General features: G+C 65.3%; 8 protein-coding genes and 1 pseudogene. 6 read left to right on the top strand and 3 right to left on the bottom strand.

What is annotated here, in order from left to right:
* Positions 1 to 6: 6 nt before the first annotated feature.
* From K8P63_RS12030 to K8P63_RS12020, 3 genes are all read left to right on the top strand, one after another.
* A protein-coding gene (locus K8P63_RS12030) for an IS5 family transposase (protein ID WP_223796151.1) occupies positions 7 to 773 on the top strand; the annotation gives its coding sequence in 2 pieces (ribosomal slippage) (positions 7 to 319 and positions 319 to 773; 768 coding nt in all).
* Between the two features lie 301 nt (positions 774 to 1,074).
* Positions 1,075 to 1,269: a hypothetical protein gene (locus K8P63_RS12025; protein WP_223796269.1), complete on the top strand. Its 195-nt coding sequence runs from the start codon at positions 1,075 to 1,077 to the stop codon at positions 1,267 to 1,269.
* On the top strand, positions 1,256 to 1,657 hold the full coding sequence (locus K8P63_RS12020) for a hypothetical protein (protein WP_223796268.1): 402 nt from the start codon (positions 1,256 to 1,258) through the stop codon (positions 1,655 to 1,657). The genes K8P63_RS12025 and K8P63_RS12020 overlap by 14 nt, the downstream gene beginning before the upstream one ends.
* A 231-nt stretch (positions 1,658 to 1,888) precedes the next feature.
* On the opposite strand, the pseudogene K8P63_RS21030 reads toward K8P63_RS12020, so the two are convergent.
* The 3 genes and pseudogenes from K8P63_RS21030 to K8P63_RS12005 all read right to left on the bottom strand — a co-directional run.
* Positions 1,889 to 1,993: pseudogene (locus K8P63_RS21030) on the bottom strand (PEPxxWA-CTERM sorting domain-containing protein); the annotation flags it as partial.
* Positions 1,994 to 2,218: 225 nt separating this feature from the next.
* A complete protein-coding gene (locus K8P63_RS12010) occupies positions 2,219 to 2,614 on the bottom strand; it encodes a histidine kinase dimerization/phospho-acceptor domain-containing protein (protein WP_223796266.1) in 396 nt (131 codons plus the stop codon).
* Positions 2,615 to 2,874: 260 nt separating this feature from the next.
* Positions 2,875 to 6,285 carry a glycosyl hydrolase gene (locus K8P63_RS12005; RefSeq protein ID WP_223796265.1) on the bottom strand — a complete coding sequence of 1,137 codons (3,411 nt, stop codon included), beginning with the start codon at positions 6,283 to 6,285 and terminating at the stop codon, positions 2,875 to 2,877.
* A gap of 665 nt (positions 6,286 to 6,950) precedes the next feature.
* Here K8P63_RS12005 and K8P63_RS20865 point away from each other — a divergent pair.
* The 3 genes from K8P63_RS20865 to K8P63_RS11980 all read left to right on the top strand — a co-directional run bounded on the left by K8P63_RS20865 (position 6,951) and on the right by K8P63_RS11980 (position 13,332).
* Entirely contained in the window at positions 6,951 to 9,683 is a 2,733-nt protein-coding gene (locus K8P63_RS20865) for a TonB-dependent receptor plug domain-containing protein (RefSeq protein ID WP_317629307.1), read from the top strand.
* A 104-nt stretch (positions 9,684 to 9,787) separates the two neighbouring features.
* Positions 9,788 to 12,028: a beta-glucosidase gene (locus K8P63_RS11985; protein WP_398287510.1), complete on the top strand. Its 2,241-nt coding sequence runs from the start codon at positions 9,788 to 9,790 to the stop codon at positions 12,026 to 12,028.
* The gene (locus tag K8P63_RS11980) at positions 12,025 to 13,332 is read left to right on the top strand and encodes a glycoside hydrolase family 1 protein (protein ID WP_223796264.1); all 1,308 of its coding nucleotides are present in this window, start codon (positions 12,025 to 12,027) and stop codon (positions 13,330 to 13,332) included. Before K8P63_RS11985 ends, K8P63_RS11980 begins: the two co-directional genes overlap by 4 nt.
* Positions 13,333 to 13,372: the final 40 nt, after the last annotated feature.

Here is a 13,372-nt window from a genome sequence, read left to right as displayed (position 1 = left end):
TTCGGCATGAGCCGATATGATCTGACAGACTTCGAGTGGCGAGTGATCGAGCCGCTGCTGCCCAACAAACCGCGAGGCGTGCCGCGCGTAGATGACCGGCGCGTGCTAAATGGCATCTTCTGGGTGCTGCGATCCGGTGCGCCGTGGCGTGACCTGCCCGAGCGCTACGGCCCTCGCACGACTTGCTACAACCGCTTCGTGCGATGGCGGAAGGCGGGCGTGTGGGATCGAATGATGGACGCCATCACCGCCGCACATGACGGCAACATCCAGATGATCGACAGCACCTCCGTTCGCGCCCACCAGCAGGCCGCGACGGCAAAAAGGGGGATCCAGATCATTGTCTCGGTCGCTCACGGGGCGGCCTCACGACCAAAATCCACGCAGTCGTCGACGCGCAAGGGCTCCCAATCCGGCTCGGCCTGACCGCCGGGCAGGCGCATGACAGCCCCGCCGCGTATCACCTGCTCGACCGTCTCGGTCCGCGAACCATCGTACTCGCGGACAAAGCTTATGATGCCGATGGCATCCGCGGCCTTATCGAGGCCCAAGGCGCAGTGCCCAACATCCCGGCCAAATCCAATCGCAAATGGAAACCATGCTTCAGCAAGCAGCTCTATCGCGAGCGCAATCTGGTCGAGCGCTTCTTCAGCAAACTGAAGCACTTCCGGCGCATCGCCACTCGTTACGACAAGCTCGCCGCAAACTTCCTCGCTATGGTTCAGCTCGCTTCAATGCGACTGTGGCTACGCGCTTATGAGTCTACGGCCTAATATATGTCGGGCCCTCCGGCGGCGGAAATTTCGTGCCGACGGGCATCGCCGTAAACGTCGCGGCGCGGGCGCCTTCGCTGCCGGCTTTAGCGGCGGCGTGACCCGCGACACTCCGGGCGTTTACAAGGCCACCGCTGCACAGACTGCGCTGGGCCGCGTCGGCGGGCCCGGGAATGTCGGCCGAGCCTCACCCCCCTTGTCTGCGGTCGTCTATACGATTCCGTAATCCGTGATCCACGGTCCGGGCAACGCGGCTGTGAGGGGAGGCGCCATTCTCTCAATCGATCCCCGGAGGGCTGCGTTGGCTCGTTTTGTCTTAGAGCACAAAATCTTCGTGCTTCTGGCCTGGGCGGCCATTGCGATGGCTGCGATGCTGACGTTCGACAAGCTTGAGCCGGCGCTCGACTATACCTACGCGACACCAGGTCGGGTCGGCTACGATTCCAATGCCAAGATCGAAGGGCTCGGACATCGGACAGATGATGCTGGACGGTGAACTGGTCGCGACGCTGCAGGGCGTCGACCTGCTCAAGGATCCGCGCGTCGCCCATTTCGTGCCCGAGCCGTTCGAAGCGGCGAAAGACTGGTATGCGCGCGAGGGCGTGGTGCCGATCAACCACATGTTCGTGGTCCACGAAAGCCTCGCGCGTGAACGGCCCGACATCGTGCGCGACATCTTCCGCATGCTGGTCGAAAGCCGGGCGCTTGCCGACGGCGGTGTGCCTGCAATCTATCCGCCGATCGGCGTGGAGGCGAACCGAAAGGGAATTCAGCTGGTGACCGACTGGGCCTTCGATCAAAAGATCATTACAGAAAAAATGGCGGTCGACGATCTATTCGGCGACGTTGCGGCACTCGCCGCGATCGAGCACTGGGCGGGCTGAACTTAAGCAGTAGAGGCCGACTTTGCCGATCCGGGCGAGCCCTGATCGCGCAACTCTTGTCGGCGACATGCCTTGGTGGCTGAAGCGCCATTGATTCAAGCGGCTGCAGGCCGATTGCCAGTCGATCATTGTTCCGTTTGCATCACCCGTGGCTTTGGCGTCGTTTGCGCGCTGTGTTCACCCCGCCGGCGAACGGGCCGGCGGGGTGATCGCCCGGTTACCCCCTCTGCTTCAGGCGAAACGGACAGTCACGCGGCGGCGGCGCATCGCGCCGCCCGCCATGCCGAAGCCGCCGAGCATCAGTGCCCATGACGCAGGTTCGGGTACGGCGGACGCATCGGTCACGCTGAGAGTGCCCGTCGCAAGCACGGTGCTGGTCCCATGGTGATCGGCATTACCGAACACTTGCACGTCGTCGCGGTACGGCATGGAGAGGTCGATATCGCGCAATGCGGCAAGGGTTGAGAGATCGATGATCGCCTGCTCGGCGAGGCCGGTGGATGAGCAACGCGACCGTTGCTCATCCACCGTCTCGGCATCGAGCCTCGACGTCACCAACAGCTAATGCGACAGGCGGTTGGCGCGCGCGATCCCTTCCTTGAGCGATCGAATCGCCGCCTCTCGGTCTGGAGAGGATTGGGCTTCCTCCAGTAGCTGCACGAGGATCTGCAGCGCAGCGAGCGGCGTGCGCAGCTCGTGCGACGCATCCGCCACGAATGCCTGCTGGACGGCGGCAGCCCGGCGGAGGCGCGCGAGAAGCATGTCGAGCGCATTGGCGACCGGCATGATTTCCTCGGCATCATTGCCGCCTGCGAGCGGCTCCAGCGTATGCCAGTCCCGCGCCTGCCGATCGGCGGAAATCCGCGTCAGCGGTGCCAATCCGCGCCGCACGCAGATCCGGATGCAGGCGATGGCGAGCGGGATTACGAGCAGCAGCGGCACGATCAGCAGCAGCACGCGATGGATCGCGATGGTCGAACGGGCGTCGAGGCGACCGAAGGATTAGATCAATTCACACCAGGCATTGACGTCTCAGAGGCGTAGAAGCGCCATCATCATCTAAACAATCCGAGGGCAACCGCATCGCTCATGGCGACATATTCCGACGGACTGGGGTGAAGATGATTTGAGCAATTCGCTAAACGTCCATTCCCTCCGCTGCCGCCGGCCCAGCGACTGCAGCCAAAATTCGTGCGATCTCCTCGCCTCCCGCTTGATCATCGGCCGGTAGAGTCTATCCGTTCCAATTTGACCGGACCGAGCAGGCCTGACGGGCTCAGCGCGGTATCCTTGTCGATGATGCCGCCGAGCGCCGCGAAGCCGCCGCCTGCCGCCGCATTCGTGAATGCGAGCGGCTTCGTTCCGGGCTGCTTGTCGCCGACCAGACGGTTACGCCAAACGTTCGCGACGCGGATCTCCACGCGGTTGCGACCGGCATGCAGGCTGTCGGTCACGTCGACGCGATAGGGCGGCTTCCACGCGGTTCCGGCGGATTTGCCGTCGATCCGAACCTCCGCGACCTCGCCGACCGCTCCCAGATCGAGCACCAGCCGGCCTGCGCCGGCCAGCTGCGCCCGCGATACGTCGATCACCTTCTCGTACGTGCCGACCCCGGAGAAATAGCGCACCGCCGGATCGGTATTGTTGGTCCACGACGCCAGGCGGTCCATGGTCAGCGAAGGGGGAGCGCCCCAACCGGCAGGGAAGTGCAGCGTCCAAGGGCCGGTCACGTCCGCGATCGTGCGCGTCGTGGCGGCAGCGGCGGTGCCGGCCGAGCCCGACGCCTTCGCGCGAAACACCACGAACACGGCCTCGTAGGGCTCGAGCGTCAACGACACGCGCGTGATGCCGTCGCGAATTTCGTAGCCCACGGGCTCGATCTTGCCGCTGTCGGCGTGCCACAGTTCGGGAACGTAGCCTGTCACCCGGAAATCGGTGGTGACCGGCCCGGCCCGATCGCTCTGGTTAGTGACGAAATAGATGTCGCCATCGCCCAGGCGACGATGCGCGAAGCGGAGATCGAAGCCCGGATCGGCCGCGGCAAAGTCGAAGTCGCGCGGGACCCCGGCGTCGCCCAGCACCGATATCGGCTTGGGGCCCCAGAAGACCTCCCCGCGACCATATGCGTGACGGGTGAGGATCCGACCATCCATGTCGCCCCACAGCTCGTCCGCGATCGTCCTGACGGTATCAGCATCCGAGGCAAGGCTGGGCGACGCGACCGGCTTCGGCCCGGTGACGCGCGCGCCGGCCGCGACGAGGTCACGGATCTTCTCGATCATCGGTAGCGTCATGGCGTCGAGCGTGTCGGGAAGCGCCAGCACCGCATAGGAGGCGCCGCCGGGGAAGACGATCCGCCCGTCCTTGACCGTGGCGAGCCGCAGCAGCGCGTCGGCATTCACATAATCGAAGCCGTAGCCCTTCGGATCAGCCGGCTGGCCGACCGCGCGATATGGGACGCCCGACGGCGCGCCCTCGCCGTAAAAATACAGGATGTCGGCAACGGCCGTGCCCTGCTGCAGCAGGTATGAGCCACGCGCGAGATACTCGACCCACGGCTGCGCCATCTCCGCCCAAGTCTCGTTGCGGGTGAAGGTCTGCCCGAACGGCCCGAGCGTCAGCCCCGGCTTGTGCGCATCGTCGGGCTGGTGCGGTGAGGTGTGGATCACCAGTCGGTTGACGCCCATCGCCATATATTTGTCGGCGACCCATTTCAGCTTCCATGGGGTCGTCGTCCACAGTGGCTGCGACGAGGTGAAGGATTCGGCGGCCACCAGCGGCTTGCCGTAGACGTGCGCGGTCGACGCCGTCTCGATCACGTCGGCGGGGAATTCGTCGGCGCGCACGCCCTGATAGGCGGCCGGCTTGCCGCCGAACGGCATCGCCCAGAATTCGCCCATCGGGATGTCCGTATAGCTCTTGGCGAGCATGCCGTCGGCAACCGTCGGCCACGCCGCACCCTCGGCCTCGCCATAATAGCCAAGCTTATGCTCCTTGGCGAAGCGGGTGATCGTGCCATAGTGATTTTCGGCGAGCAGATCGGCGAGGGTCCGCCGGAAATCCCAGAGGAAGGCGTCGCTCTGCGCAGCACTTCCCACCACGCGACCGGCCAGCACCGGCAGCCACGGCGTCAAATCGTAGCCGCGGCGGCGCTTGAACTCGGCGGCCATCGCCTCGGTCCAATTCTCGTCGCCGGCTTCCCAGCTGTCGGTGATGAGATATTTGAGGCCGCGATCGCCGATCAGCGGCCCGAGCTCCTTGATGACCGGGGCCATATAGGCGTCGAGGTGCGCCCGGACGTGCGCGGCGTTGAGCTTGTCCGCCTCGGGCCCGGTCGCCTCGGGGGTTGCGGGGTGGTTCACCTCGCCGGTCGGCGAATAGCCCATGCGCAGCACCACCCACTCGCCCTTGGGCGGCGTCCAATCAAGGCTGCCGTCGGGGCGGAGCTTGGCAGTGAGGTCGACGATGCCGTCGCGCGCGATCGCCGCGTCGGCCGCGATCTGCGGGCTGTGGTCGGCATCCAGATCGGGCATCACGCCGAAGCCGGCTTTGTCCTCGAACAGGTCGACGCGCGCGCCCGGCACCAGCATCAGTTCGTTGAGCGCGATGCCAGGTGGGTGCGGATAGGGCTCCTGCGAGATTTCGGGCCGATCGAAGATCACGCGGAACCAGCGCGCGGTGGTGGCAGGGAAGGCGAAGGTGCGCTGCGGCGCCGGATTGTGCGCGGGCCCGGTGATCGTACGGATCGCGCGCCAGTGGACGCCATCGTCGCTCGCTTCGATCCGTCCCTGAGGCCCGGTGGCGAAGCGGCCGCCGAGCGGGCCGACCATCGACAGCGCGCGCATCGTCGCGGGCTTGGCAAAGGCATAGGCGATCCACACCGGCGCCGAGGGCGTCGGTGTCGGCAGCGTCACGCTCTTGTTCAAATCGCCATCGACCAGCGCGGGAAGATCGACGCCCGGCGCGCTCGACGTCATGGTCGGTCGCAGCGCGGCCAACGGCGTTTCGCCCGTGGGTGCGCGATAGGCGATCACCGCGACGTCGTGAACATAGCCCGGCATGGTATTCTCGACCCGGCCCAGCGGATCGTGCATCGGGATCGCCTGGAAGGGGCCGGGGACGGACGGCGGCGGGGCGAGCCTGCCGGTGAACGGGCGCCCACCCGTGACCTGCGTCTCGGACCAGACGACCTTTTTCATGCCCGATTCCGGCGGCACCCAAGGCCCCCCGGTCTCGCTCCAGCCGGGCGCGGCTGCCATGCCGAATTCGAGGCCCAGTCGATCGGCTTCAGCCGCGGCGAAGCGCAGGTCGTCGCGCCATTCGGGGGTGAGCGCCTTCACACGATGGTCGACGATCTGCGGTGCGCCCATGTCGCCATCGAACATCTGCACGCCACCCAATCCGACGCGCTTCATCCATTCGAGATCGAGCGTGATGCCCTGCTTGGCGATGTTGCCGCTCAGCCAATGCCACCATACGCGCGGTCGGGCGCTGTCGGGCGGGGTCTCGAACCCGGCGCGCAACGGATCCGGCGACGGCGACTGAGCGAAGGCAGCGGTCCCCGCGGCCATCGTTGAAGCGAGCAGCATGCGATTCAGTGCGCGGATGATGTGCGTCGATCGTGCCATTGCGTCAGTCCCGCAGAAGGTTTCGCCCGTCGCCGGGCATGTGCCGTTGGTTCAGGCGACGATGGTGTCGCCAAGTTGGTAAGTCTGTTAGCTGGGCAGAATCGGCCTGGCGTCGTACGCGAGCGCGCGACAAGGCACTGAGCCCTCGCGTCGCACATTTGCGGCGGTCGTCACCAAGGCATCCTCGCTCCATCGCCGTCGGATCGCCTTCCGACCTGTCGAGCATGCAGCGGCCCAAAGGCCACCAGCATTCTGTTCCTATATTCCCATTTTGTGGGCAAGGAAGTCATTAAATGAAACGATTCGGTTGCGGGCGGCCGCGAGCCGCCTGACGATGGCGCCGAATTTACGTTTCGGCTCAAGCGAGTGACTGCAATAGTCCCACTATATGGGCATAACTATCGCCTATTGGAATTCTCTTGCAATGGGCTATAACGGCTTTAAGAATGGCTCATCAAAGCAGGGATAACCTGCTGCGCGGGCAGGGACTCGGTTCCACTGCCGATTTGGAGAGTAGATGACCAAGGGGTTTCAGTTGAACAAAGCGTATCGACGCTATTGAACTGAGCCGGTCAAAGACCGGCCGTATGATGACCTGCGCTCCAATGGGCGCGGGGTCAAATTATGCACGCAAAAACATAGACAATAACTGACAGGGAACGATTATGAGCAACCGGCATCTTTTGGTGGCAACGCTGATGGGCGGAACGGCCTTGTGCGCAGCGATGCCCGTTCAAGCACAACAGGCTGCACCCGCGCAGGCCCAGACCAATCCCAGCTCGTCCGATACCGGCGCTGGCGCGCAGGGCCCGCAGACATCCGCAACGCCGGCCGCTTCGGCCGCCGATGCCCAGTCGATCGGCGGCGCCACGCCGCCCGCGGCTCCCGAAGCAACGCAGGAAATCGTGGTCACGGGCAGCAGCATCCGCGGTGTCGCTCCGACCGGTTCCGCGCTGACGACGGTTTCGCGCGCTGATATCGTCGCGACGGGCGCCTCCACCACCACCGAGCTGCTGCGCTCGGTGCCGCAGCTCGGCAGCTTCGGCGCGACCGGCGGCAATACCGGCCACGATCAGGCCAATTTCGTCGACCAGCCGGCAATCCACGGCATCGGCGTCGGCAATGGCGGCGGTGGCCTGACGCTGGTGTTGGTCGACGGCATGCGCCTGCCGGGCGCCGGCATCAACCAGACCGCCCCCGACCCCAGCGCGATCCCTCCTTCGGCGATCGAGCGCGTCGAGGTCGTTGCCGATGGTGCGTCGTCGATCTACGGCTCGGACGCCGTCGCCGGCGTGGTCAATTTCATCCTGCGCAAGAACGTCAACGGCATCGAGACCAACGGCAAGATCGGCTTCGGTGAAGGCTACCGGACGTACAATGCCAGCATTCTGGCCGGCAAGACGTGGAGCAGCGGATCGATCCTGTTCGATTATGAATTCTCGAAGAATTCGAACGTCAATGGTCGCGAACGCGACTATTATCACATGAACACGCCTTCGACATTGTGCAATCCGGCCAACGTTACGGTCGGCGGCGTCAATTATGCGCTATCGGGCAACAGCGCGACACGCGGCGCGACCAATACCTGCGACGTCAACAAGGCGAACGACCTGTTCCCGGCGCAGCATCGTCATCAGGGCATGATCTCGCTCCGTCAGGAACTGACCGACGGTATCACGCTGCATGCGCGCACCATCTACTCGCGTCGCGACGTGGATTCGCTCCAGGCGATTTCCGGCGGCTATGTCGCGAGCGGCGGCCTCAGCGTGCCTGTCACCAGCGGGCAATTCTACAATTACGTTCTCGGTCTGGGCGTTCCCGCCGGCGCGCAGTCCGTCACCTATAATCCCACGGGGGATTTCGGACCGACGGTCACCAACCGCATCCGCACCGAGACGTGGTCGTCGAACGTCGGCATCGATGCCAACCTGTTCGCGGACTGGAAGGGCTCGATCGACGCCAATTACGGGCGCGAGCGCGACAATATCTATCAGCCCGGTATCAACCAGACGCTGCTGACCTCGCTGGTGGCGAGCGGTCAGTTCAACCCCTACGGCGTCGGCCCGGCCAATTCGTCGACTTTGGTCAGCCAGATCGGCGACTATCGCACGCATTATTACGGGCAGCAGACGGTGCTGGAGGGCCTCGCGAAGGTCGATGGCACGGTGTTCAACCTGCCCGGCGGCGCGGTGAAGGCCGCGCTCGGCACCGACGTCCGGCGCGAGCGCTTCGCCGCCACGGTCGATGTCGGCCCGTCGGGCACGCAACCGCAGACCTCCACGGTCGGCACCCGCAAGAGCTACTCTTTCTACGGCGAGCTCTTCATCCCGGTGTTCGGCGCAGACAATGCGATGCCGGGCTTCCAGAAGCTCGATCTGTCGCTGTCGGGTCGCTACGATCATTATAACGACGTCGGCGGCACCACCAATCCGAAGGTCGGCGTGAACTGGACCCCGGTCGAGAGCCTCACGTTCCACGGCAGCTTCGGCAAGTCGTTCCACGCGCCCAGCCTCGCCGACGCCGGCACGGCGATCGACACCCGCGTCATCCGGTTCAGCGACTTCACCGGCGCGGGATCGAGCGCTTATTCGATCATCCTGGCGGGCGGCAACAAGCTGCAGCCGGAGAAGGCGACCACCTGGTCGCTGGGGGGTGACTTCAAGCCGATCTTCGCGCCCGGCGTGAAGCTGAGCGCGTCCTACTTCAACATCGACTACAAGAACGTCATCACCTTCCCCGGCTTCGACGTGGTGACGCAGCCGAACAACCCGATCTACGATCGCTATCGCACCTATGCACCGACCGCAGCCGAGGTGCTCGCCGCAACCGCCGGCCTGCGTCACGACGGTATTTCCTATCCCGACGTGACCCAGCTGCCGACGGCGATCTACGACCTGCGCCGCCAGAACTTTGCCGAGCAGAAGATTGACGGCATCGATTTCGACGCGTCCTATGCCTTCACCCGCGACTTCGGATCGTTCAACATCGGTGCTGCCGGCACGTGGCTGTGGAAGTTCGATCAGAAGATCAACGGTGACACCGTCGTCACCAGCCGCCTCAACACCAACTATGCCGTCAACTTCAAGGCGCGTGCGCATTTCGGCTGGGCGAAGGACCGGTACGATGCGACGGTGTTCGTCAACTACACCAATCATTATCGCAACCTGATCGACGGCAGCCAGACGTCGTCGAACACCACGGTTGATTTCCACGGCGGTTGGCGGCTTCCGCTGTCGGGTATCGGCGACAACACCCAGCTGACGGTGGATGTCACCAATCTGTTCGATAAGAAGCCACCTTATTATTACGATGCGGGCAACAATTATTACGGGTTCGATCCGACCACCGCGTCGGCGCTCGGGCGGGTCGTCTCGATCGGCATCCGCAAGAAATTCTGAGCCCCACCCTGTGGCGGCGGTTTCGACCGCCGCCCCTTTTTGTTTGACCTGATGGCTTCCCGGTTCATCACGCCACGCAAGAACAAGAGCTGAAAGGCAAGACCGTGAAGACCAACCTGCGCTCCCTCGCGCGCGACACCGGCTCCGCGCTGGCCCTGTTGCTGTCGCTCGCCGCCATCGCCGCACCTGCCCGCGCCGATCGGGCGGTGGATGCGCGGGCCGATCAATTGCTCGCGCGGATGACGCTCGACGAGAAGATCGGCATGGTCAACGGCACCTTCGGCAGCGCTTTCCTCAAGACGCATCCCGGCGACGCGCGCAACGCCGCCGGCCACGTCGCGGGCGTATCGCGCCTCGGCATCCCCGATCTGTTCGAGAGCGACGCCAGCCTCGGCGTCGCCAATGGCGGCGAGATGCGCAAGGGCGACGTCGCGACGGCACTCCCGTCCGGCCTTGCGACAGCGGCGAGTTTCGATCCGGACATCGCCTATGCCGGCGGTGCGATGATCGGCGCCGAAGCACGCGCCAAGGGCTTCAACGTCCTGCTCGCGGGCGGCGCGAACCTGACCCGCGATCCGCTGAACGGCCGCAATTTCGAATATCTGAGCGAGGATGTGCTGGTGACGGGCATGCTCGCCGGCGCCGCCATCCGCGGCATCCAGTCGAACCAGATCGTCTCGACGATCAAGCATTATGCGCTCAACGCGCAGGAGAGCGGCCGCAACGTCCTCGATGCCCGGCTGGCCGAAGCGCCGATGCGCGAGAGCGACCTGCTGGCCTTCCAGATCGCGATCGAGACCGGCCATCCGGGGTCGGTCATGTGCGGCTATAACCGCGTCAACGGCGACCATGATTGCGAGAATGCGTTCCTCCTCAACGACGTGCTGAAGCGCGACTGGGGCTATGACGGCTGGGTCATGTCCGATTGGGGCGCGGTTCATTCGACCGCGAAGGCCGCGATCAATGGTCTCGACCAGGAATCGGGTCAGGAACTCGACAAGCAGCCCTTCTTCGGCGCCCCGCTCAAGGCGGCGGTCGCAGGTGGCAGCGTGCCGCAGGCCCGGCTGGACGACATGGTGCGCCGCATCGTGCGCACGATGATCGCGGAGGGGCTGGTCGATCACCCGACGCCTGCGACGCCCCAGCCGATCGACTACACCGCCCACGCCGACGTGGCGCAGCGCGCGGCGGAGGCCGGGATCGTGCTGCTCCGCAACGAGCGACAGCTTCTGCCGCTGGCCGCGACCGCCAGGACGATCCTCGTCGTCGGCGCGCATGCCGACAAGGGCGTGCTGTCGGGCGGCGGCTCGTCGCAGGTGCGCTCGGTCGGCGGCCTGCCGGTCGAGGAGCCGCTGCCCGGCGGCGGACCGCTCAGCGCCTTCATCCGCATCAGCTATCACGCATCGTCGCCGCTCGACGCGATCCGCGCGCGTGCGCCGGGTGCCACGGTGCGCTATCTCGACGGCAGCGACGTGGCCGCCACGGCCGCCGCGGCGCGCACGGCGGATGTCGTCATCGTCTTCGCCCAGCAGTGGCGCAGCGAAGCGTTCGACATCGAGACGCTGTCGCTGCCCGACGGGCAGGACAAGCTGATCGACGCGCTCGCCGCCGCCAATCCCAAGACGGTCGTCGTGCTCGAGACCGGCGGCGCCGTCGCGATGCCGTGGCTGTCGAAGGTCGGCGCCGTGCTGGAGGCGTGGTATCCCGGCCAGCGTGGCGGCCCCGCAATCGCGCGCGTCCTGTTCGGAGACGTCAATCCGGGCGGTCGCCTGCCGCTGACCTTCCCCGCCAGCATGGCGCAGGCGCCGCGTCCGCAGATTCCGGGCCTCGATCTGGTGCATCAGGCGAATGCGGCCAATGCCGGCAAGCCGATCGGCGATCTGACGACGGTCGACATCACCGGCGGCGTGCCGCCGTTTGAGGTGCATTATCCGGAAGGCGCCGACGTCGGCTATCGCTGGTATGCGCGCAACGGTGCGAAGCCGCTTTTCCCGTTCGGCTTCGGCCTGTCCTACACGCGGTTCGCCTATCGTGGCCTGAGCGCGACGGCAGGCAAGGTGAGCTTCACCGTGACTAATATTGGCAGGGTCGCCGGCGCCGACGTGCCGCAGGTCTATGCCGATGTGGCCCTCGACGGCGGGGCCGCGCTGCCGCGGTTGATCGGGTTCCAGCGCGTCATGCTGCAGCCGGGCGAGAGCAAGACCGTGACAGTGTCGATCGATCCGCGGCTCCTGTCCGATTATCGCGACGGCAAGTGGGTTCGGACTGCGGGATCGTTCCCGATCAGGCTGGGGCATGATGCTGCGTCATCGATCCTCTCGTCCCGGCTGGTCGTGCAGGAGTGAGCGCGTTCGACCTGTCCCGGCGAACGATGCTCGCGGCCGGTGCTGCTGCGATCGGGAGCGCGGCGTCGAAGGGCGCCGATGCCGCACCGACTGCCCCCAAGGGCTTTCTGTGGGGGTGCGCGACGGCCGCCTATCAGGTCGAGGGCAACAACCTCAACAGCGACAATTGGCTGCTGGAGACGCTGCCGGGCACGCCGTTCCGCGAGAAATCGGGCGATGCGTGCGATCATTATCACCGCTTCGAGCAGGATATCGCGCTGTTCGCGCAGCTCGGCTTCAACAGCTATCGCTTCTCGATCGAGTGGGCGCGGGTCGAGCCGCTGCCAGGGCTGTTCTCCACCGCCGAGCTCGATCATTATCGGGCGGTCCTGCTGGCGTGCCGCAAGCACGGGCTGAAGACCGTGGTGACGCTGCACCACTTCACTTCGCCGCTATGGTTCGCCTGCCAGGGCGGCTTCCAGAGCGAAGCGGCGATCGTACTGTTCGCCCGCTATGCCGAACGGACGATCCGCCACTGCGGCGACCTGATCGACCATCTCTGCACTTTCAACGAAGCCAATCTGTCATTCTCCGGCTTCGTGCCGGCGCAGCCGCTGATGCAGGCCGCTGCCGCCGCGACCAACGCGCCGCATTTCTCCAGCTTCCTGTTCGACGATGTGGCCATCTCCAAGCCGATCGTTCGCGCCTGCCATCGCGCGGCGAGGCGTGCGGCAAAGGGGATCTGGCCGGATCTGCCGGTCGGCCTTACGCTGGCTATGGCCGATATCCAGAGCGTCCCGCCGGACGGTCCCTATGGGGCGAGCAAGCGGGCGGAGATGTACGACGTCTGGCTCGACGAGGCGCGCGCGGACGATTTCGTCGGAGTGCAGACCTACACGCGTGAGCTTTATGGCGCACAGGGCCGGGTCGAGCCTGCCGCCGGTACCGTACGCACGCAGATCGGCCAGGAATATTACCCGCAGGCGCTGGAGGGCACCGTTCGCTACGCGGCAGGCCGTGCGCGGGTTCCCGTCATCGTCACCGAGAACGGGATCGGCATCGAGGACGACAAGATCCGCATCGCCTATATCGAGGCGGCGCTGGCCGGGCTTCGCCGCGCGATGGCGGATGGCTGCGACGTGCGCGGCTATATGCACTGGTCGGCGATGGACAATTTCGAATGGCTGTTCGGCTATGCACCGAAATTCGGATTGATCGCCGTCGATCGTGCGACCCAGATCCGTCAGCCAAAACCGAGCGCGTACATGCTCGGGAAAATTGCGCGCGGCCCCGACATCTTCGGACAGCCACGCCGGATTTCGTAGCAGCGAACGCAGCGGACGGTCCGCCCACGAGCGGCAGCGA

The sequence above is a fragment of the Sphingomonas nostoxanthinifaciens genome (assembly GCF_019930585.1).
In the GTDB taxonomy this organism is placed as follows: domain Bacteria; phylum Pseudomonadota; class Alphaproteobacteria; order Sphingomonadales; family Sphingomonadaceae; genus Sphingomonas_I; species Sphingomonas_I nostoxanthinifaciens.
Note: the sequence above shows the minus strand (reverse complement) of the source record. Positions and strands in the feature narration are given on the sequence as shown.